The organism is Streptomyces sp. NPDC042102 (genome assembly GCF_055582305.1).
Window position 1 is genome coordinate 312,877 of record NZ_JBVJDL010000006.1, and the last position, 19,332, is coordinate 332,208.

General features: G+C 74.0%; 16 protein-coding genes. 12 read left to right on the forward strand and 4 right to left on the reverse strand.

What is annotated here, in order from left to right; translation table 11 throughout:
• Positions 1-11: 11 nt before the first annotated feature.
• Positions 12-515, reverse strand: a complete 504-nt coding sequence (locus ACZ6KO_RS25640) for a cysteine dioxygenase (protein ID WP_469306329.1) — start codon at positions 513-515, stop codon at positions 12-14.
• A 634-nt stretch (positions 516-1,149) separates the two neighbouring features.
• Between ACZ6KO_RS25640 and ACZ6KO_RS25645 the strand changes: the two genes are divergently transcribed.
• From ACZ6KO_RS25645 to ACZ6KO_RS25655, 3 genes are all read left to right on the forward strand, one after another.
• Complete coding sequence (locus ACZ6KO_RS25645; RefSeq protein ID WP_003983763.1) at positions 1,150-1,413, forward strand: WhiB family transcriptional regulator; 264 nt, start codon at positions 1,150-1,152, stop codon at positions 1,411-1,413.
• A 209-nt stretch (positions 1,414-1,622) separates the two neighbouring features.
• Positions 1,623-5,288 (forward strand): glycosyltransferase, encoded by a 3,666-nt coding sequence (locus ACZ6KO_RS25650; protein ID WP_469306330.1) that lies wholly within the window; start codon positions 1,623-1,625, stop codon positions 5,286-5,288.
• A complete protein-coding gene (locus ACZ6KO_RS25655) occupies positions 5,285-6,790 on the forward strand; it encodes a DUF5719 family protein (RefSeq protein WP_469306331.1) in 1,506 nt (501 codons plus the stop codon). Before ACZ6KO_RS25650 ends, ACZ6KO_RS25655 begins: the two co-directional genes overlap by 4 nt.
• Positions 6,791-6,796: 6 nt before the next feature.
• On the opposite strand, the gene ACZ6KO_RS25660 is transcribed toward ACZ6KO_RS25655, so the two are convergent.
• A complete protein-coding gene (locus tag ACZ6KO_RS25660; RefSeq protein ID WP_469306367.1) occupies positions 6,797-7,261 on the reverse strand; it encodes a metallopeptidase family protein in 465 nt (154 codons plus the stop codon).
• A gap of 261 nt (positions 7,262-7,522) precedes the next feature.
• On the opposite strand from ACZ6KO_RS25660, the gene ACZ6KO_RS25665 reads away from it, so the two are divergent.
• The 6 genes from ACZ6KO_RS25665 (at position 7,523) to ACZ6KO_RS25690 (ending at position 13,546) form a co-directional block, all read left to right on the forward strand.
• Positions 7,523-7,948, forward strand: a complete 426-nt coding sequence (locus ACZ6KO_RS25665; RefSeq protein WP_469306368.1) for a DUF3499 domain-containing protein — start codon at positions 7,523-7,525, stop codon at positions 7,946-7,948.
• 105 nt (positions 7,949-8,053) lie between these two features.
• Positions 8,054-9,424, forward strand: a complete 1,371-nt coding sequence (locus ACZ6KO_RS25670; protein WP_469306332.1) for a phosphomannomutase/phosphoglucomutase — start codon at positions 8,054-8,056, stop codon at positions 9,422-9,424.
• A gap of 424 nt (positions 9,425-9,848) precedes the next feature.
• Positions 9,849-10,034 (forward strand): Trm112 family protein, encoded by a 186-nt coding sequence (locus tag ACZ6KO_RS25675; RefSeq protein WP_401451782.1) that lies wholly within the window; start codon positions 9,849-9,851, stop codon positions 10,032-10,034.
• Positions 10,035-10,183: 149 nt separating this feature from the next.
• On the forward strand, positions 10,184-11,317 hold the full coding sequence (locus tag ACZ6KO_RS25680; protein ID WP_469306333.1) for an SIS domain-containing protein: 1,134 nt from the start codon (positions 10,184-10,186) through the stop codon (positions 11,315-11,317).
• A gap of 68 nt (positions 11,318-11,385) precedes the next feature.
• Positions 11,386-12,543 (forward strand): mannose-6-phosphate isomerase, class I, encoded by a 1,158-nt coding sequence (gene manA, locus ACZ6KO_RS25685; protein ID WP_469306334.1) that lies wholly within the window; start codon positions 11,386-11,388, stop codon positions 12,541-12,543.
• Between the two features lie 79 nt (positions 12,544-12,622).
• On the forward strand, positions 12,623-13,546 hold the full coding sequence (locus ACZ6KO_RS25690) for a cation diffusion facilitator family transporter (protein ID WP_469306335.1): 924 nt from the start codon (positions 12,623-12,625) through the stop codon (positions 13,544-13,546).
• Here ACZ6KO_RS25690 and lepB read toward each other — a convergent pair.
• A complete protein-coding gene (lepB, locus tag ACZ6KO_RS25695; protein ID WP_469306336.1) occupies positions 13,522-14,247 on the reverse strand; it encodes a signal peptidase I in 726 nt (241 codons plus the stop codon). The genes ACZ6KO_RS25690 and lepB overlap by 25 nt on opposite strands.
• A gap of 340 nt (positions 14,248-14,587) precedes the next feature.
• Here lepB and ahcY point away from each other — a divergent pair, with 340 nt between their 5' ends.
• Together ahcY and ACZ6KO_RS25705 are read left to right on the forward strand one after the other, a co-directional pair.
• The gene (ahcY, locus tag ACZ6KO_RS25700; protein WP_469306337.1) at positions 14,588-16,024 is read left to right on the forward strand and encodes an adenosylhomocysteinase; all 1,437 of its coding nucleotides are present in this window, start codon (positions 14,588-14,590) and stop codon (positions 16,022-16,024) included.
• Between the two features lie 148 nt (positions 16,025-16,172).
• Positions 16,173-16,796, forward strand: coding sequence for a hypothetical protein (locus ACZ6KO_RS25705; RefSeq protein ID WP_469306338.1), 624 nt, complete (start codon positions 16,173-16,175; stop codon positions 16,794-16,796).
• Between the two features lie 5 nt (positions 16,797-16,801).
• Here ACZ6KO_RS25705 and ACZ6KO_RS25710 read toward each other — a convergent pair whose 3' ends face one another.
• A complete protein-coding gene (locus tag ACZ6KO_RS25710; protein WP_469306339.1) occupies positions 16,802-17,818 on the reverse strand; it encodes an RDD family protein in 1,017 nt (338 codons plus the stop codon).
• 104 nt (positions 17,819-17,922) lie between these two features.
• On the opposite strand from ACZ6KO_RS25710, the gene ACZ6KO_RS25715 reads away from it, so the two are divergent.
• Positions 17,923-18,930 (forward strand): stage II sporulation protein M, encoded by a 1,008-nt coding sequence (locus ACZ6KO_RS25715; RefSeq protein WP_469306340.1) that lies wholly within the window; start codon positions 17,923-17,925, stop codon positions 18,928-18,930.
• Positions 18,931-19,332 lie beyond the last annotated feature (402 nt).

Below are 19,332 nucleotides of genomic sequence, written 5' to 3' on the forward strand. Positions count from 1 at the left end.
GACGCAGTGTGTCAGGCGCGTGCGGTGACCACGGACTCCGGGCGCGCCGGGGAGCAGGTGTGCATGGGCATCTCGGTCAGGCCCGGGAAGTAGACGTGCAGGCTGACGGCGCCGTCGAGGGAGTCGTTGACGACGTCGTGGGCGTAGCCGGGAGCGAAGACGCGCTGGCTGCCGGCGGCCAGGGCGAGCGGGCCGCGGGCGGTGCGCTCGGTGAGCTCGCCGTCCAGGACGGTCAGCACGCCGGAGGAGGGGCCGTGGTCGTGCAGGCCGCTGCCCTGGCCGGGGACCCAGCTCAGCAGCCAGACCTCGTAACCCGGGCCGGTGCGCAGCCGGTGGTACCAGCGGGAGGTGGCGTCGTACTCGACCAGGTGCTCCCACTGGGAGCGGTCGGCGGCGATGGAGCGGGCCAGCCCGACGAAGTCGGCGACGGTGGCCGGGTGTTCGCGGGCGGGCTGGAGCAGGTGCTGGACAGAGAGGATGTCGCCGGCGATCTGGAGGTCGCTGTCGTTGTTCATGGGGGAGGGTCCTCGACGGGTGTCAGCCGGGCAGGCGGCCGGTTGCTGTGGGGGAGGGGCGAGCTGGTGCGGGGAGACGGAGCTCCGCAGGCATCAACAGCTGCAACAGCAACAGCGAACCTGGGCAGCGCACAGGAACCCACGAATGGGGGTCCGGGTGGCGGCTGCGGTCGCTGACATGGGGACAAGGAGACCGGTTCGCGGGCGTGACTGTCAACCCGATGTCTGGTTTGGGGGAAAACTTTCACCTCATCCGGTTACTGCGCCCGGAGAAAGGTTTGTGCAGGGCGGGCCCGGGGAGGTGGCGCTCAAACCTCGCCACGCCGACCTTGCCGCCCCGTAACCGAAATGTGATCTACGCCGCTTCTCCGGCGGCTTCGCAACCCGGTCCCGGAGTTCGCACGTCGGCTACCGGTGAGGGAGGATCCGGCCTGTGCGCGTGGCATGTGTCGCGATTTTTGGCGATATGAACACTTACTGCCTAGGCTTGGTTCCGCAGAGTGAATAAGGGGCCCAATAGCAGATCTCGGCTTGACTGCCCCAGATACACGCACTTGTAATTTCACTCGTGTCGTTCCGGTTTGAGGCGTAACGGCACCATCACGGGGACGCGAAGACAGAGCGAGGGGCGCACATGACCGAGCTGTTTCAGGAACTGCTGGTCGAGGAGGCGGACGAGGAGCTCGGATGGCAGGAGCGCGCTCTGTGCGCCCAGACCGACCCCGAATCCTTCTTTCCCGAGAAGGGCGGCTCCACCCGGGAGGCCAAGAAGGTCTGCCTCGCCTGTGAGGTCCGCTCCGAATGCCTCGAATACGCCCTCGCCAACGACGAACGGTTCGGCATCTGGGGCGGTCTGTCCGAGCGTGAGCGCCGGCGCCTGAAAAAGGCCGCGGTCTGAACGTTCGCCGTCGCTTCACACGCCATACCGCACCGCATTCGTACAGAGGTCGCAGAGCAAACGGTCCGCCTCCTGCCCCTTCCCCGCAGGAGGCGGACCGCTGTGTTCCGAGCCGTTAGTGTGGGCCGCCCCCGGACACGGTCCGGGGGCACCCCCACCCCCGGACCGCGCGTCCGGGGGGACCCCCACGCCGGAGGTCCTCAACCGCGATGTTCCCGCACAGCCCCTCCACGGCCGCCCACCAGGCACCCCCCACCCCGGAGTTCCCCCGGCACGTCGTCACGGCCGTCCTGGTCGCCCACGACGGCGCCCGCTGGCTGCCGGAGGCGCTCGCCGGACTCCTCGGCCAGGAGCGCCCGGCCCAGAACCACATCGCGGCCGACACCGGCAGTGCCGACGACTCCGCCCGCCTGCTCACCGAGGCCCTCGGCGACGACCGCGTCCTGCACCTCGCCCGCCGCACCGGCTTCGGCGCCGCCGTCGACGAGGCCGCACGCACCGCCGGCACCCTCACCCCCGAGGACCTGCCCTACCTCAAGCGGCCCAGCGGCTGGGACCCCGTCAGCCGCACCTGGCGCGACGACAGCTACGACCTCCCCGAGCTGCCCCACGGCGAACCCGTCCAGTGGCTCTGGCTCCTGCACGACGACTGCGCCCCCGAACCCGACGCCCTCACCGAACTCCTGCGCGTCGCCGACGACAACCCCGAGGCCGCCGTCATCGGCCCCAAGCTGCGCGGCTGGTACGACGGCAAGCAGCTCCTCGAAGCCGGCGTCAGCATCGCCCGCGGCGGCCGCCGCTGGACCGGCCTGGACCGCCGCGAGCAGGACCAGGGCCAGCACGACCAGGTCCGCGCCGTCCTGTCCGTCTCCACCGCCGGCATGCTCGTACGCCGCGACGTCTACGAGGGCCTGGGCGGCTTCGACCGCCGGCTGCCCCTGATGCGTGACGACGTCGACCTGTGCTGGCGCGCCCACCAGGCCGGCTTCGACGTCCTGGTCGCCCCCGACGCCGTCCTGCGCCACGCCGAGGCCGCCGCCCGCGAACGCCGCACCGTCGACTGCGCCGGCCGGACGTCCGCGGGCCCGCACCGCGTCGACAAGGCCGGCGCCGTCTACACGCTGCTCGTGAACTCCTCCGGCCGGGCCCTGCCGTACGTCCTGCTCCGGCTCCTCCTCGGCACCGCCCTGCGCACCCTCGGCTACCTCGTCGGCAAGGCCCCCGGCCAGGCCGTCGACGAGATCACCGGCCTGTTCACCACCCTGCTGCGCCCCGGCCGCATCCGCGCCGCCCGCAGCCGCCGCCGCCCCGCCGTCGCCAACACCGTCCTGCGCGGCCGGGGCCTCTTCCCGCCGCCCGGCGCCACCCTGCGCGCCACCGTCGAACACCTCGCCGGACACCTCGGGGCGGGCGGCCGCGACAGCGACAGCCCCACCGCCGGCCGGCACGGTGGCGCCACCGAGTCCGGCCCCGGCGGCGACGACGCCGACTTCCTGGAGATCGAACAGTTCGCGCGCCTGAAGCGGATCGCCCGCCGGCCCGCGCCCGTCCTCTTCGCCCTCCTCCTGCTCGTCTCCCTCGTCGCCTGCCGCGCCCTGCTCGCCGGCGGCTCCCTCATGGGCGGGGCCCTGCTGCCCGCCCCCGGCAGCGGCTCCGCCCTCTGGCACGCCTACACCGACGACTGGCACCCCGTCGGCACCGGCTCCACCGCCGGCGCACCCCCCTACCTCGCCGTCCTCGGAGCCCTCGCCACCCTGCTGCTGGACTCCACCGAGACCGCGCTGACCCTCCTGCTCGTCTGCTCCGTCCCGCTCGCCGGCCTCACCGCCTACGTCGCCTCCCGGCCCCTGGTGGAATCCCGGCTGCTGCGCGCCTGGGCCGCCGTCGCCTACGCCTTCCTGCCCGCCGTCACCGGCGCGCTGGCCGGCGGGCGCCTGGGCACCGCCGTCCTCGCCGTCCTGCTGCCGCTGATCGCCCGCTCCGCCGTCCGCGCCCACGGCTCCGGCGGCGAGCGCGGCAGCTGGCGCGCGCTGTGGACGTACACGCTGCTGCTGACCCTGGCCACCGCCTTCACCCCCGTCGTCTGGCCGCTCGCCGCCGTGCTCGGCCTGGCCGCGCTGCTGCGCCGCCGGGCCGCCTGGAAGACGTACGCGCCCCGGCTGCTCGCCGCCCTCCTCACCCCGCTCGTCGTCCTCGCCCCCTGGTCACTGGGCCTGCTCACGCACCCCGGCCGGTTCCTGCGCGAGGCCGGCCTGACCCACGGCGCCGGCACCGCCACCGCCCTGGACCTGCTCGGCATCAGCCCCGGCGGCCCCGGCACCCTCGGCGGGGGGCTGCTCATCGGCATCGTCCTGGCCGCCCTCGCCGCACTCCTGCGCACCGACCGCGCCACCGCGATCCGCACCGCCTGGGCCGTGGCCCTGGCCGCCCTGGTGCTGGCCGTCGTCCTGGCCCGCACCGGCTGGGCCGGACCCGCCACCCTCGTCCAGGGCCTCGCCCTGCTCACCGCCGCCGTCCTCGGCGCCGACGGCGCCCGGCAGCGGCTGGCCGCCCACGGCTTCGGCTGGCGCCAGCCGCTCGCCGCCCTCATCGCCCTGGCCGCCGCCGCCGGACCGCTCGCGAGCGCCGCCGGCTGGATGGCCACCGGCGCCGACGGTCCGCTGGAACGCCGCGACCCCGTCCAGGTCCCGGCGTTCGTCGCCGAGGAGAGCGGCACCCGCGACCAGGCCCGCACCCTCGTCCTGGGCGGCACCTCGCCCGCCACCGTCTCCTACACCCTCGTCCGCGGCTCCGGCGCCCGCCTCGGCGACGCCGAACTCGCCGCCGCGGCCGGCCCCGACGCCCGCCTGAGCAGGACCGTCTCCAGTCTGGTCGCGGGCTCCGGAGCCGACCAGACCGACCAGCTCGGCGGCTTCGCCATCCGCTACATCCTGGTCCGCGACGGCGCCCCGCAGGCGATGCGCCGCGTCCTCGACGCCACCCCGGGCCTGAGCCGCCTCAGCCAGCTCGACGGCAGCGCCCTGTGGCGGGTCGACCGCCAGGTCGCCCGCGTCGTCATCGTCTCCGGGAAGCCCGGCGAGGCCCCCATCCCGGTCGCTTCCGGCCCCGTCGAGGCCCACACGAAGATCGCGGCCGGTGAGGCGGGGCGCGTCCTGCGCATCGCCGACCGGGCCGCGCCCGGCTGGCGGGCCACCCTCGACGGCAAGCCGCTCAGCCCCCGGACCGTCGACGGCTGGGCCCAGGGCTTCGTCCTGCCCGCCGAGGGCGGCCGCCTCGACCTCGTCCACGCCGACTCCGCCGCCGGCACCGGCTGGCGCTGGACCCAGGGCGCGCTGGCCCTGGTCCTGCTGGTGCTGGCCCTGCCGGGCCGCCGCCGCAGCCTCGACGACGACCTGCCCGACGAGGAGGCCGCGATCCCGGCACAGTCCGGCCCGGGCGGGGCCGGCGACGGCCGCCGCGCCCGCCGGCTGCGCGCCCAGGAGGGCGCGGCCGCCCCCGCCGCCGAGGCCCAGGCCGATCCGTACGCCCAGCTCCCCGACGGGCCCGGGCACGGCGAGGACGCCTACGCCTACCAGGCCTACGGCGACCAGACGTACGGCGATCAGGCCTACGGCGACCAGGCCTACGGCGACCAGGCCTACGGCGACCAGGGCCACGCCCCCGCGCAGCACCCCCCGGCCCCCGCCCCCGCGTACGACCCCCAGCCCCACCCCCACCCCCAGCCCTATGGCGCCGCCCAGGCCCCGTACCCGCACGCCCACCCCTACCCGCAGCCGTACCCGCAGGCCGGGCCGTACGCCGAGCAGGGCTACGACGCCTACGGGCAGCCCGTGGCCCACGACCCCCAGCGCCCGGACGGGAGCCCCCAGCAGTGAAGCGCGTCCCCCTGACCCTGGCGGCCGTGGCCGCCGCGCTCGCCGCCGTCACCGGCGTTGCCGCCCTGACCCTGCCCGCCGGGGAGTCCGCGCCGGCCGCGTCCGGCGCGGCCGCCGCCCGGCTGCCGGTGGAGCGCTCCACCCTGGTGTGCCCGCAGCCGTCCTCCTCGGACGTCGCCGAGACGACGTACACCTCGATCACCCCCGGCGGCCCCGCCGGCGCCGGTACCAAGCGGGGCACGGGCGGCGCCGCCCGGCTCACCGGTACCGGCAAGGAGGCCGGGCAGCTGCTGGAGCTGAAGGAACCGGGCCGGCCGGCCGCGGCCACCGCCTCCGGCGCCGACGCCCCGGCCCTGACCGGCACCGCCGACGGCGCTCTCGCCCCGGGCTGGACCGCACAGGCGACCACCAGGGTCACCGCCGTCCAGGGCCGCGGCCTGCTGGGACTGAGCTGCACGGCGCCCGCCACCGACTTCTGGTTCCCCGCCGCGAGCACCGCCAAGGGCCGCCACGACTACGTGCACCTGACCAACGCCGACGACACCCCGGCCGTGGTCGACATCCAGCTCTTCGGGCCGGACGGCGCCGTCAAGTCCGACGCCGGCCCCGGGGCCGGCGAGAACATCAAGGTCGGCCCCAGGTCCTCGGTGGCCGTCCTGCTGTCCACGCTGGCGCCCGGCCAGATCGCCGACGTCACCGCCCGGGTGACCACCCGTTCGGGCCGGGTCGGCGCCTCCGTGCAGTCCACCGAGGACGCCGTCGGCGCCGACTGGCTGCCGGCGTCGGCCGACCCGGCCCCCGCGCTGGTCCTGCCCGGCATCCCGGCGGACGCGACCTCCGTACGGCTGGTCGCCTACGCCCCCGGCGAGGACGACGCGGACCTCACCGTCCGCCTCGCCGGACCCGGCGGCCCCATCAGTCCCGCCGGCAACGAACAGCTGCACGTGAAGGCCGGGATGACCGCCTCCCTGGACCTCGCCGACGTCACGCGCGGCGAGGCCGGGTCGCTCGTGCTGGCCCCGGTCGACGCGAAGAAGGCGGTGCCCGTCGTGGCCGCGCTGCGCGTGGTGCGGGGCACGGGCGCGAAGCAGGAGGTCGCCTTCATCCCCGCGGCGGCTCCGGTGGGCGCGCGGGCCACGGTCGCCGACAACCGCGCGGACGCCGGGGCGACGGTGCTGTCCCTGACGGCGCCGGGCGCCGACGCCAAGGTGCGGGTCACCGCCTCGCCGGGCACGCAGGGCGGCGAGCCGGCGGTCCAGGAGTACACGGTCAAGGCGGGGACGACGCTGGCGGTGCCGTCGCCGCCGGTCCCCGGGGGCGACGCGAAGGGGGCGTACGCGCTGACCGTGGAGACGGTCTCGGGCGGTCCGGTCCACGCGGCGCGCACGCTGTCCCTGCCGCACGAGGGGATCGCGATGTTCACGGTCCAGACCCTCTCCGACGACCGCGGCACGGTCGCCGTCCCGAAGGCGGTGGAGGACTACGCGGTCCTGGGCGGCTGAGCGGGGTCAGTCCTGCCCGTACCGCGGATCGACCGTCTCCGGGGACAGGCCGAGCAGGTCCGCGACCTGCTCGACCACGATCTCGTGCACCAGCAGGGCCCGCTCGTCGCGGTTCTTCGTACGGATCTCCACCGGCCGCCGGAACACCAGGATCCGGGCCGGCCGCCCCTGCTGGGCCGCGACCATCCCGCCCAGCGGCACCGCCTCGTCGTTCCAGCCGCCCTCCGGGCCGCCCGGCGCCCCCGGCACCTCGGCGACCACGAACTCCACCTCGGCCAGCTGCGGCCAGCGCCGCTCCAGCCGCTCGACGGAGTCCTGCACGAGGTCCCCGAACAGCTCCGCGCGGCTGGCCGACAGCGGTACCTGCGGGGGAGCGACCGGACCGCGCATCCCCCGGCCGTGCCGGTCACGTCGCCGCGGCCGCGGCTCCTGGGGGCGCTCGCCGGGACGCGGCGTCAGAGGGGTGTCCATCACTCACGCAGGGTAGCTCCCGGCAGGGCCCCGGCACGCGGCGGTGACCGGATGTCGCGGCCCGGGCATTCCGGCCGAGATCGGGTCCGTACCGGGAGCCGCCGGGGACCGGCCGCCCCATCCGGATTGTTGCAATCTGTACCATCTCGTGGCCGGGTTCGTCCGTATCCCCGCCCTCCCAGGGCCCCCGCCACCCGCCGCCCGGCCCCGCCGCACCGGGCCTCCCAAGGGCGCGATCGCGCCACGACACGGGGGAGTGAGCTGAGGGAGAGTCGTCGCGGCCCGGTCAAGAGTGCGGTACCGTCCAACGTCGTGAGCCTTGTACGTCGCTGTTCGCGCACCGCGTGCGGCCGCCCTGCCGTCGCAACACTGACGTACGTCTACGCCGACTCGACCGCAGTTCTCGGCCCGCTCGCCACCTACGCCGAACCCCACTGCTACGACCTGTGTGCCGAGCACTCGGAGCGCCTGACCGCGCCCCGCGGCTGGGAGGTCGTCCGGCTGTCCGACGGTTCCGGGCCGTCCCGCCCCTGCGGCGACGATCTCGAAGCCCTGGCCAACGCCGTCCGCGAAGCCGCCCGTCCGCACGACCGCGCGGCCGAGGCCGGCGGTTCGCGACCCGGCGGGCCCACCCCCGGCGAGACCCGCCGAGGCCACCTGCGCGTGCTCCGCTCGCCCGACTCCTGACCCGGGGCCACCGCACCTCCCCCGACCTGCGGATCGGCCGCCGGAGCCGTCACGGGCGCACGGTAGGTTGGGCAGCCACCGCACAGAACCTCGGGAGGGCAGGCAGTGGCTGCTGATCTGACGAACATCGTCAAGGCGTACGACGTACGAGGCGTCGTGCCGGACCAGTGGGACGAGAGCCTGGCAGAGCTGTTCGGCGCCGCGTTCGTCGAGATCACGAGCGCGACGGCGATCGTCGTCGGCCACGACATGCGCCCCTCCTCGCCCGGCCTGTCCGCGGCCTTCGCGCGCGGCGCCGCCGCCCGCGGCGTGGACGTCACCCTGATCGGGCTGTGCTCCACCGACCAGCTCTACTACGCCTCCGGCTCCCTGGACCTGCCCGGCGCGATGTTCACCGCCTCGCACAACCCGGCCCAGTACAACGGCATCAAGCTGTGCCGGGCCGGCGCCGCCCCGGTCGGCCAGGACACCGGCCTCGGCCAGATCCGCGAGCTCGTCGAGACGTGGCTGGACGAGGGCGCCCCGGCGGTCCCGGCCGGCGTCGTGCCGGGCACCGTCACGGAGCGGGACACCCTCGCCGGGTACGCCGCCCACCTGCGCGGCCTGGTGGACGTCAGCGGCATCCGCCCGCTCAAGGTCGTCGTCGACGCGGGCAACGGCATGGGCGGCCACACCGTCCCGACGGTCTTCGAGGGCCTGCCCCTGGACGTGGTCCCCCTGTACTTCGAGCTGGACGGCACCTTCCCCAACCACGAGGCCAACCCGCTCGACCCGAAGAACATCGTCGACCTCCAGGCCCGGGTGCTGGCCGAGGGGGCCGACCTCGGGATCGCCTTCGACGGCGACGCCGACCGCTGCTTCGTCGTCGACGAGCGCGGCGAGGGCGTCTCCCCGTCCGCCATCACGGCCCTGGTCGCCGCCCGCGAGCTGGCCCGCAACGGCGGCACCGGCACGATCATCCACAACCTGATCACCTCGTGGTCCGTGCCGGAGATCGTCCGCGAGCACGGCGGCACCCCGGTCCGCACCCGCGTCGGCCACTCCTTCATCAAGGAGGAGATGGCGAAGACCGGCGCGATCTTCGGCGGCGAGCACTCGGCGCACTACTACTTCAAGGACTTCTGGAACGCGGACACCGGCATGCTCGCCGCGCTCCACGTCCTGGCGGCCCTCGGCGGCCAGGAGGGCCCCCTGTCCGGCCTGGTCTCCTCCTTCGACCGCTACGTGGGCTCCGGCGAGATCAACTCCACGGTGGCCGACCAGGCCGGCCGCCTGGCGGCGGTCAAGGCGGCCCACGCCACCCGGGACGGCGTCACCCTCGACGAGCTCGACGGCCTGACGGTGGCGGCCGACGACTGGTGGTTCAACCTCCGCGCCTCGAACACCGAACCGCTGCTGCGCCTGAACGTAGAGGCCCGCGACCCGGCCACCCTGACCCGGATCCGCGACGAGGTCCTGTCCCAGGTCCGCGCGTAAGCCCCCGTGAGGGGCGCGAGGAACTGCGCGAGCAACCGAGTCCGACCCGCACTTCCCCACCGGGCCGCACCCCATGAGGGGCGCGGGGAACTGCGCGAGCAACCAACCACGACCCGCACCCCCCCCACCGGGCCGCACCCCGTGAGGGGGCGCGGGGAACTGCGCGAGCAACCAACCACGACCCGCACCCCCCACCGGGCCGCACCCCGTGAGGGGGCGCGGGGAACTGCGCGAGCAACCGACCCCACCCCGCACCTCCCCACCGGGCCGCACCCTCGCGCACCCCGCCCCCGCCCACCCGTGGATCCGGGCGGACCTTGGTCACGATCAGGCCCCGCGACGCCCACCGCGCCGCGCCACCGTCCTCACAGCGGTACGCTGACCTGGCCCAACCGCATACCCGCCCGTTCGAAGGGACGCCCCCATGCCGCTCGAAGCCGGCCTTCTGGAGATCCTCGCCTGCCCCGCCTGCCACGCGCCCCTCGAGGACCGCTCGGCCGACGAGACGGCTCCCGAGCTGATCTGCACCGGCACGGACTGCGGTCTGGCCTACCCCGTCCGTGACGGCATCCCCGTCCTCCTGGTGGACGAGGCCCGCCGCCCGGCCTGAGCGCCGGCCCACGCCACGCGTCACCCGCACGGCACAGCCGCGTACACCGCACACGCCACGCCACGCGTACACCGCACACGCCACGCCACGCGTACACCGCACCGCCACGCCACGCGTACACCGCACCGCGACGACGACCGGAGGCCGCCATGCTCGACGAGTCGCTGCTCGACGCACCGGAAGAGCTCGCCCGCGTAGACCGGCGCGGTCTGCTCCGCGGTGCCGCCGAGGCCGGGGCCCGGGTCCGCACCGCGGCCCGGCACGCGACCGAGGCCGGCCTGGCCGACCTCCGCCCCGACGGCCGCCCCCGCGCCGTCCTGATGGCCGGCCCCGGCACCGCGGCCAACGGCGTCGCCGACCTGCTCGCCGGCCTGGCCGGCGCCGCCGCCCCGGTCACCCGCCTCCAGCCCACCGGCGTGGCCCCCGCCGCCGGCGCCCTGCGCTGGGCGCTGCCCGGCTGGGCCGGCCCGGTCGACCTGCTGCTCATCACCACCATCGACGGCACCGAGCCGGGCCTGGCACTCCTGGCCGAGCAGGCCTACCGCCGCGGCTGCACCGTCGTCGCCGTCGCCCCCGAGCGGTCCCCGCTCAGCGAGGCCGTGGGCGGCGCCCACGGACTGCTCGTCCCGATGGCCCGGGCCCCGTACCAGGAGTACGACGAGAGCGCCGCCGCCGGCCCCGGCGCCCTGTGGGCCCTGCTGACCCCGCTGCTGGTCCTGCTCGACAAGGTCGGCCTCGTCCAGGCCGCCCCCGAAACGCTCCAGCTGGTCGCCGACCGGCTCGACCGCACCGCCGAGCGCTGCGGCCCGGCCATCGCGACGTACTCCAACCCCGCCAAGACCCTCGCCGCCGAACTCGCCGACTCCATCCCGCTCATCTGGAGCGAGGGAGCCGGCGCCGCCCCGGCGGGCCGCCGCTTCGCCGCCACTCTCGCCGAACTCGCCGGCCGCCCCGCGCTGGCCGCCGACCTCCCCGAGGCGCTGCCCGCCCACGGCGTGCTCCTCGCCAGTGCCTTCGCGGCCGGCGCCGACCCCGAAGACTTCTTCCGCGACCGGGTGGAGGAGCCGCAGGCCCTCCACGCCCGTGTCATCCTGCTGCGCGACCGGCCGGCCGGCGGACTCACCGCCGCGCCCGCCGCTCGCGAACTGGCCCTCAGTCACGACACGGCCATCAGCGAGCTCGAACCGGAGGAGGGCGGCGAGCTCGAACAGCTCGCCGAGCTCCTCGCCGTCACGGACTTCGCCACCGCCTACCTCGCGCTGGCATCCACCAGGCGCCCCTGATCCGGCGTCCGCCGCCCCCCGCCCGTCCGACGCCGGCCGCCCCCTCCCCTTCCCAAGGAAGCCGCACGATGGACCGCCTCACGAACACCGTCCGCCCCTACGCCTGGGGCTCCACCACCGCGATCCCCGCCCTCCTCGGCGTCGAACCCACCGGTGAACCCCAGGCCGAGCTGTGGATGGGCGCCCACCACGGCGCCCCGTCCCGCCTCGACCGCGGCACCGGCGAGGCCACCCTCACGGACATCATCGCGGCCGACCCCGTGCGCGAGCTCGGCGCCGCCACCGTCGCCAAGTTCGGCCCCCGGCTGCCCTTCCTCCTCAAGATCCTCGCGGCCGGCGCCCCGCTCTCCCTCCAGGTCCACCCCGATCTCGCGCAGGCGCGCGCCGGGTTCGCCGACGAGGAGAGCCGCGGCATCCCCCTGCACGCGTCCCACCGCAACTACAAGGACGCCAACCACAAGCCCGAAATGCTCTGCGCCCTCACGCCGTTCGACGGCCTGTGCGGCTTCCGCTCCCCGCTGGAGGCCGCCGAGCTGCTCTCCGGCCTCGACGTCGACTCCCTCAAGCCGTACGTCGACCTGCTCCACGCCCACCCCGAGGACGCGGCCCTGCGCGAGGTCCTGACGGCCGTACTCACCGCCGACCCCGAGGAGATGGCCCACACCGTCACCGAGGCCGCGGCCGCCGCCGAGCGCCTCGGCGGCCCGTACGCCCCGTACGCGCCGCTCGCCCACCACTTCCCCGGCGACCCCGGCGTGATCGCGGCCATGCTGCTCCACCACGTCCGCCTCCAGCCGGGCGAGGCCATGTTCCTCGGCGCGGGCGTTCCGCACGCCTACCTCGACGGCATGGGCGTGGAACTGCTCGCCAACTCCGACAACGTGCTGCGGGCGGGCCTGACCCCCAAGCACGTCGACGTCCCCGAACTCCTCAAGGTGGTCCGCCTCGAACCGGGCGAACCGCACATCCTGCGCCCCGAGGGCAACGGGGAGGAGGTCTACGAGGCCCCCATCGACGAGTTCCGGCTCTCCCGCTTCGTCCTGCCCCCCGGCGCCGCCCCCGTCACCGTCCCCGACGGCGCCCCGCAGGTCCTGCTGTGCACCGCGGGCCGCCCGAAGGCCGGCGAACTGACCCTCGCGCCGGGCGAATCCGTCTTCGTCCCCGCCGACGAGCAGGTCGAATTGTCCGGTACGGGCGCCATCTACCGCGCGACCGTCGTCCTCTGACGCGGGCTCGGTGCCCACGGCTGCAACAATGTGCGGCCGTAAGCACCCAGCACCCGCTAGGAAGGGACAACCCGCACCCATGAGCGCGTCAGGCGGAACCAGGGCGATCGTGGCGGCTCTCGCCGCCAACCTCGCCATCGCCGCAGCCAAATTCGTGGCATTCATCTTCAGCGGCTCGTCGTCGATGCTCGCGGAAAGCGTCCACTCGCTCGCCGACTCCGGCAACCAGGGCCTGCTGCTCCTCGGCGGCAAGAAGGCCCAGCGCGAGGCGACGCCGCAGCACCCCTTCGGCTACGGGCGCGAGCGCTACATCTACGCCTTCCTCGTCTCCATCGTCCTCTTCACCGTCGGTGGCATGTTCGCCATCTACGAGGGCTACGAGAAGATCCAGCACCCGCACCCGATCGAGGCCTGGTACTGGCCGGTCGGCGTCCTCGTCTTCGCGATCATCGCCGAGAGCTTCTCCTTCCGTACGGCGATCAAGGAGTCGAACGAGGTCCGCGGCGGCCTGACCTGGACCCAGTTCGTCAAGCGCGCCAAGGCCCCCGAGCTGCCCGTGGTCCTCCTGGAGGACCTCGGCGCCCTCGTCGGCCTCGTCCTGGCCCTCGGCGGCGTCGGCCTCGCGCTGCTGACCGGCGACGGCGTCTGGGACGGCATCGGCACCCTGTGCATCGGCGTCCTGCTCATCCTGATCGCGATCGTCCTGGCCGCCGAGACCAAGTCGCTGCTGCTGGGCGAGGCCGCCGGCGCCGACCAGGTCCAGAAGATCGAGGCCGCCATCGTCGACGGCGACACCGTCACCCGCCTGATCCACATGCGGACGCTCCACCTCGGCCCGGAGGAACTCCTGGTCGCCGCCAAGATCGCCGTCAAGCACGACAACACCGCCGCCCAGGTCGCGCAGGCCATCGACGCCGCCGAGGCCCGTATCCGCGAGGCGGTCCCGATCGCCCGCGTGATCTACCTGGAGCCGGACATCTACGAGCCGGCGGCCGGGAAGTAGCCACCGCCCGGCGCCCCCGGACCCACCGAAGGCCCCTGCTCCCGCGGGGGCCTTCGCCGTGCCCGCCGCCGGACCACCAGCGCCCAGCCGCCCAGCCCCGCGCCGACGCCGATGACCGCCGCCCCCGCGACCCGGGCCCGGTCCCGGTCCAGCAGCCCCGACGGCCGCGCGACGCCCCGGCCGCGCACCGCCGACAGCGGCAGCGAGCCGCTCTGCTCGTCGAGGTGGAACGCGGAGTCGTTGGAGTTGGCCCGGTGGTCACCCAGCACGAACATCCGCCCCTCCGGAACCGTCACCTCGAACGGCACCGCGGACGGCGTCCGGCGGTCCTTCAGGTACGGCTCCTCCAGCGGCGCCCCGTTGAGCATCAGCGTGGCATCGCCCCTGCGGTACGAGATCCGGTCGCCGCCCAGCGCCACCACCCGCGTGAGCACCAGCCCCTCGGGCACCCACTGCGGAGCGGACAGGACCACGACGTCCCCCCGCGCCACCGTCAGCTCGGCCGTGGCCGCGTGCGCGAACCAGGCCCGGTCCCCGAGCCGGTAGGCCGGTTCCATGTTCTGCGAGGCCACGTCGTACCCCCGCACCTCGTGCCCGGTCGTCACCACGCCCCCCACGAACGGCACCAGCGGCAGCGCCACCCCGCACGCCATCAGCACGATCGCCGAGATCCCGCGTCCGATCCCCGGTCCGCGCCCCATGAACCCACCCCATCCGCATCGCATGCGCCTGTGTCCGCGCGCGCGACGCGCGTGCGCGGGGCAGCGTACGGAACGCGGCGGGACCCCGCCCCACCGGGGTGCGGGGCCCTCACCGCCGAGGGACCTGGCTGGGACATGTCCCTCGGCGGGCTGGGGTCCGCTGGGCCGATCGGTGTAGATTCTTAGGCGGTGTCAGACGTCGCTGCTGATGGCGGGTCGGGCGGTCCTCGCGACCGGCCGAGGGGAGAGAGGGCCCCCGACGGACTGCGCCCGGTGCGCCCCCCGAGGTGCACGGCTCAGCCGTACCCACCCTCTCGACGAACCATGAGGAGCAGCACGCATGGACTTCAAGGTCGCAGACCTCTCCCTCGCCGCCTTCGGCCGCAAGGAGATCACCCTCGCCGAGCACGAGATGCCGGGCCTGATGTCGATCCGCAAGGAGTACGCCGAGGCCCAGCCCCTCGCCGGCGCCCGGATCACCGGCTCCCTGCACATGACCGTGCAGACCGCCGTCCTGATCGAGACCCTGGTCGCCCTCGGCGCCGAGGTCCGCTGGGCCTCCTGCAACATCTTCTCCACCCAGGACCACGCGGCCGCGGCCATCGCCGTCGGCCCGAACGGCACCCCGGAGAACCCGCAGGGCGTCCCCGTCTTCGCCTGGAAGGGCGAGACGCTGGAGGAGTACTGGTGGTGCACGGAGCAGGCCCTGACCTGGCCGAACACGCCCACCGGCGGCCCGAACATGATCCTCGACGACGGCGGTGACGCCACCCTCCTCGTCCACAAGGGCGTCGAGTTCGAGAAGGCCGGCGCCGCCCCGGACCCGGCCACCGCGGACTCCGAGGAGTACGGCCACATCCTCACGCTCCTCAACCGCACCCTGGGCGAGACCCCGCAGAAGTGGACGCAGCTCGCGTCCGAGATCCGCGGCGTCACCGAGGAGACCACCACCGGTGTCCACCGCCTCTACGAGATGATGGCCGAGGGCAGCCTGCTCTTCCCGGCGATCAACGTGAACGACGCCGTCACCAAGTCGAAGTTCGACAACAAGTACGGCTGCCGCCACTCCCTGATCGACGGCATCAACCGCGCCACCGACGTCCTCATCGGCGGCAAGGTCGCGGTCGTCTGCGGCTACGGCGACGTCGGCAAGGGCTGCGCCGAGTCCCTGCGCGGCCAGGGCGCCCGCGTCATCGTCACCGAGATCGACCCCATCTGCGCCCTGCAGGCCGCGATGGACGGCTATCAGGTCGCGACGCTGGACGACGTGGTGGAGACGGCCGACATCTTCATCACCACCACCGGCAACAAGGACATCATCATGGCCTCGGACATGGCCAAGATGAAGCACCAGGCCATCGTGGGCAACATCGGCCACTTCGACAACGAGATCGACATGGCCGGTCTCGCGAAGACCGAGGGCATCGTCAAGGACGAGGTCAAGCCGCAGGTCCACACCTGGACCTTCCCCGACGGCAAGGTCCTGATCGTGCTGTCCGAGGGCCGGCTGCTCAACCTCGGCAACGCCACCGGCCACCCGTCCTTCGTGATGTCGAACTCCTTCGCGGACCAGACCCTGGCCCAGATCGAGCTCTTCACCAAGCCCGACGCGTACCCGACCGACGTCTACGTGCTCCCCAAGCACCTCGACGAGAAGGTCGCCCGCCTCCACCTCGACGCGCTGGGCGTCAAGCTCACCACCCTGCGCCCGGAGCAGGCCGACTACATCGGCGTCAAGGTCGAGGGCCCGTACAAGCCGGACCACTACCGCTACTGAGCCTCGCCCCGAGCGGCAGCAGGCAGCAGGTAGCAGGCAGCAGGAAACACCCGCACCGAAGGCAGGCCCCCGGCACCCGTTGCCGGGGGCCTGCCTCGCATCTCCGGGCGCCTCCGGCCCCTCCGCACGTCAGACGTCAGGAACGCCCATGCCCCGCGGCCGCTATTCGCTCCACGACCCCCACGACCACACCCCCCTCTACGAAGAGCACTTCCACTGCGCCCCCGGCCCCTCCGGCTGGCGCTACGTCTCCCAGCTCACCGGCCCCGGCGGCGAGCACCGCGGCTCCGTCGACCTGGCCATCGACGAACTCGGCCGCCCCATCCGCCTCGAACTGAACGCCGCGAGCTGGCAGGTCCGCGCCGCCGCCATCGACGGCGTCACCTGGGTCCGCACCGACCCCACCGGGACCGAGGCGACCGAGGGCAACGTGCACGCCCCCGCCTTCACCGGCAGCTCCCCGGCCTTCCTCGTCGCCACCGCACGCCTGCTGCGCCTGACCCCGGGTGCCCCCGCGACCCGGGTCCGGCTCGTCCACTTCACCGACCCGGTCCTCGCCCCCCGCACGGTGGACCAGGCCTGGGCCCTGCTGAAGAGCGAGGCGCACGCCACGGACAGCGGCCCCCTGACGGTGGACGAGTACCGCGTCAGCGCCCTGGACACGGGCGAGGTCCACACGGTGCACCTGGCCGGGGACGTGGTCCTCTCGGCCCCCGGCATCGAGCTCGAACACCTGGAGAGCCCGCCGTCGACGTTCCCCCAGGACGGCTAGGACGGCTAGGACGGCGGCGCGAACCCACCGGAGGCCGGCGGCACGGGAACGGGCTGCGCGGGAGCGGGCTGCGCGGGCGTCGCAACCGGGGCCTGGACCGGAGCGGCCCCCGGCCCGGGATACGGCCCGGGATACGGCGCCGGCTGACCGGGCGCCCCGTACGCCTGGGGCTGCTGCCCCTGCGGGTGGTGAGGAGCGTGCCCCGGGTACTGGTATCCCGGGTGCTGGTGCGGGTGCTGGTACCCCTGCTGCCCCGGGTGCTGGTGCCCCGGCGCGCTGCTGAAGGCCCGCGCCGCGTCACGCGTCTGCCGCTCGTGCACCACCGCCGCCAGGTACGCGGCGGCCGGCACCCCGGCCGGCGGGGGCGTACCCGTCTTCGCCACCAGGTCGTCGGCCAGCTTCACCGCCATCGCGGCACCGATCTGCGGGTCCAGCTGCCCCATCCGCGTCAGGTACTGGCGTATCGCGAGCCACAGCCCGTCCGGTACGGCCGACAGGTCCAGCCCGGTGAACCGCCCGGCGAGCCACGGCGGCGGAGGCGGCACCGGCATCACCCGCGCCGCCGGCACCCGCTCGCGGACCACCAGCGTCCCTCCGAACACGTCCCCGAGCCGCCGCCCGTTCTCCGAGACCAGCGACGAGATCACGGCCACGGTCCCGAAGGTGCCCAGCAGCTCGACCATCCCCATCGCCCCGCGCACCAGCGCGTGCCGGAACCGGATCGGGCCGCCGTCGTCCCGTACGACCCGCAGCCCGCACGCCAGCTTGCCCAGCGAACGCCCCCGGCTCAGCGTCTCCACGGCGATCGGCACACCGACCAGCACGAGGATGAACGACGCGACCGACACGGCGGCGACGGCGGCGTCGTCCAGCGACGCGGTCGCGACGGCCAGCCCGATCGACAGCAGCAGGTATCCGGTGACGTAGACGCAGAGATCGAGGAGGATCGCCAGCGCCCGGCTCGGCAGTCGTGCCGGCCTCAGCCCCAGGACGACCGCGTCCCCCGTCACCAGATCGCTCACCGATGCACACCCTTCACGTGACCTGACCCGCCCCTTGTCCTGCAAGTCTGCCAAGCTGACCACAGTACGAGTAAGGGACCTGGGGCAGGGGAGCGGTAAACCGGATGGATCTCGACGTCTTCGTGGCCGCACACCGGGCGGAATGGGACAGGCTGGAGCAGCTCCTGGGCCGTGGCCGCGCGCTGACCGGTGCGGAGGCGGACGAGCTCGTCACGCTCTACCAGCGCACCTCGACGCACCTGTCCCTGATCCAGTCCAGCGCTCCCGATCCCCTGCTCACCGGGCGGCTGACCCAGCTCGTCGCCCGCGCCCGCTCGGCCGTGACCGGCACCCGCCGCGCCGGCTGGCGCGACGTCGCGCGGTTCTTCACCGCGGGCTTCCCGGCCGCCGTCTACCGCAGCCGCCGCTGGTGGATCCCCACCGCACTGCTGTCCACGGCGCTGGGCGTGCTCATCGGCTGGTGGATAGCCACGCACCCCGAGGTGCAGAGCGTGATCGCCGCCCCGCAGGAGCTCAAGGAACTCACGAAGCCCGGCGGCGGCTACGAGACGTACTACTCCAGCCACCCCGCGGCGTCGTTCGCCGCCCAGGTGTGGACGAACAACGCGCGGGCGGCCGCGATGTGCCTGGTCCTGGGCGCCTTCCTGGGGCTCCCGGTGCTGTGGATCCTCTTCCTCAACATGGCGAACCTCGGCGTCGGCATCGGACTGATGACCTCCGCCGGCCGCCTGGACGTCTTCCTCGGCCTGATCCTCCCGCACGGCCTGCTCGAACTGACCGCCGTCTTCGTCGCCGCCGGCATGGGCCTGCGCCTGGGCTGGACGGTCATCGACCCGGGTCCGCGCACGCGCCGCGCCGCCCTCGCCGAGCAGGGCCGGGCCGCCCTGGGCATGGCCATCGGCCTGGCGGTGGTCCTCTTCGTCGCCGGCCTGATCGAAGGCTTCGTCACCCCCTCCGGCCTGCCCACGTGGGCCCGGATCACCATCGGCGTCGTGGCCGAGGCGGCCTTCCTGGTCTACGTCTACGTGCTCGGCGGCCGTGCCGCACGGGCCGGCGAGGTGGGCGACGTGGAGGCCGCCGACCAGAGCGCGACACAGCCCACCGCGGCCTGACACCGCCCGATGTGCGGAGCACCCCGCCGAGCTGCTAGTCTCCTCGTCGTCCCGCAAAGACTGTTGACACAGTCGGTGTGGGGAGGTAGATTTGAACGGTTGCCTCGGACTGGACAGTGCGAGGGCAACTTGATAAGATCTTCTTCGCTCCCGATCTGGAACTGGATTCCACGGTGGAGCACACCCCGATTCCTCATCAGGATCTGAACACCGGGAAAACCGGTGGAAAACTTCTGATAGAGTCGGAAACGCCGGAAAGGGAAACGCGAAAGCGAAAACCTGGAAAGCACCGAGGAAATCGGATCGGAAAGATCTGATAGAGTCGGAAACGCAAGAACGAAGGAAGCGCCCGGAGGAAAGCCCGCGAGGGTCAGTACAAAGGAAGCGTCCGCACCTTGAGAA

Coding starts and splice junctions, on each gene's coding strand:
- ACZ6KO_RS25640 (WP_469306329.1), bottom strand. CDS start 515: ATGAACAACGACAGCGACCTCCAGATCGCCGGCGACATCCTCTCTGTC.
- ACZ6KO_RS25645 (WP_003983763.1), top strand. CDS start 1,150: ATGACCGAGCTGTTTCAGGAACTGCTGGTCGAGGAGGCGGACGAGGAG.
- ACZ6KO_RS25650 (WP_469306330.1), top strand. CDS start 1,623: ATGTTCCCGCACAGCCCCTCCACGGCCGCCCACCAGGCACCCCCCACC.
- ACZ6KO_RS25660 (WP_469306367.1), bottom strand. CDS start 7,261: ATGGACACCCCTCTGACGCCGCGTCCCGGCGAGCGCCCCCAGGAGCCG.
- ACZ6KO_RS25675 (WP_401451782.1), top strand. CDS start 9,849: ATGCCGCTCGAAGCCGGCCTTCTGGAGATCCTCGCCTGCCCCGCCTGC.
- ACZ6KO_RS25680 (WP_469306333.1), top strand. CDS start 10,184: ATGCTCGACGAGTCGCTGCTCGACGCACCGGAAGAGCTCGCCCGCGTA.
- manA (WP_469306334.1), top strand. CDS start 11,386: ATGGACCGCCTCACGAACACCGTCCGCCCCTACGCCTGGGGCTCCACC.
- ACZ6KO_RS25690 (WP_469306335.1), top strand. CDS start 12,623: ATGAGCGCGTCAGGCGGAACCAGGGCGATCGTGGCGGCTCTCGCCGCC.
- lepB (WP_469306336.1), bottom strand. CDS start 14,247: ATGGGGCGCGGACCGGGGATCGGACGCGGGATCTCGGCGATCGTGCTG.
- ahcY (WP_469306337.1), top strand. CDS start 14,588: ATGGACTTCAAGGTCGCAGACCTCTCCCTCGCCGCCTTCGGCCGCAAG.
- ACZ6KO_RS25705 (WP_469306338.1), top strand. CDS start 16,173: ATGCCCCGCGGCCGCTATTCGCTCCACGACCCCCACGACCACACCCCC.
- ACZ6KO_RS25715 (WP_469306340.1), top strand. CDS start 17,923: ATGGATCTCGACGTCTTCGTGGCCGCACACCGGGCGGAATGGGACAGG.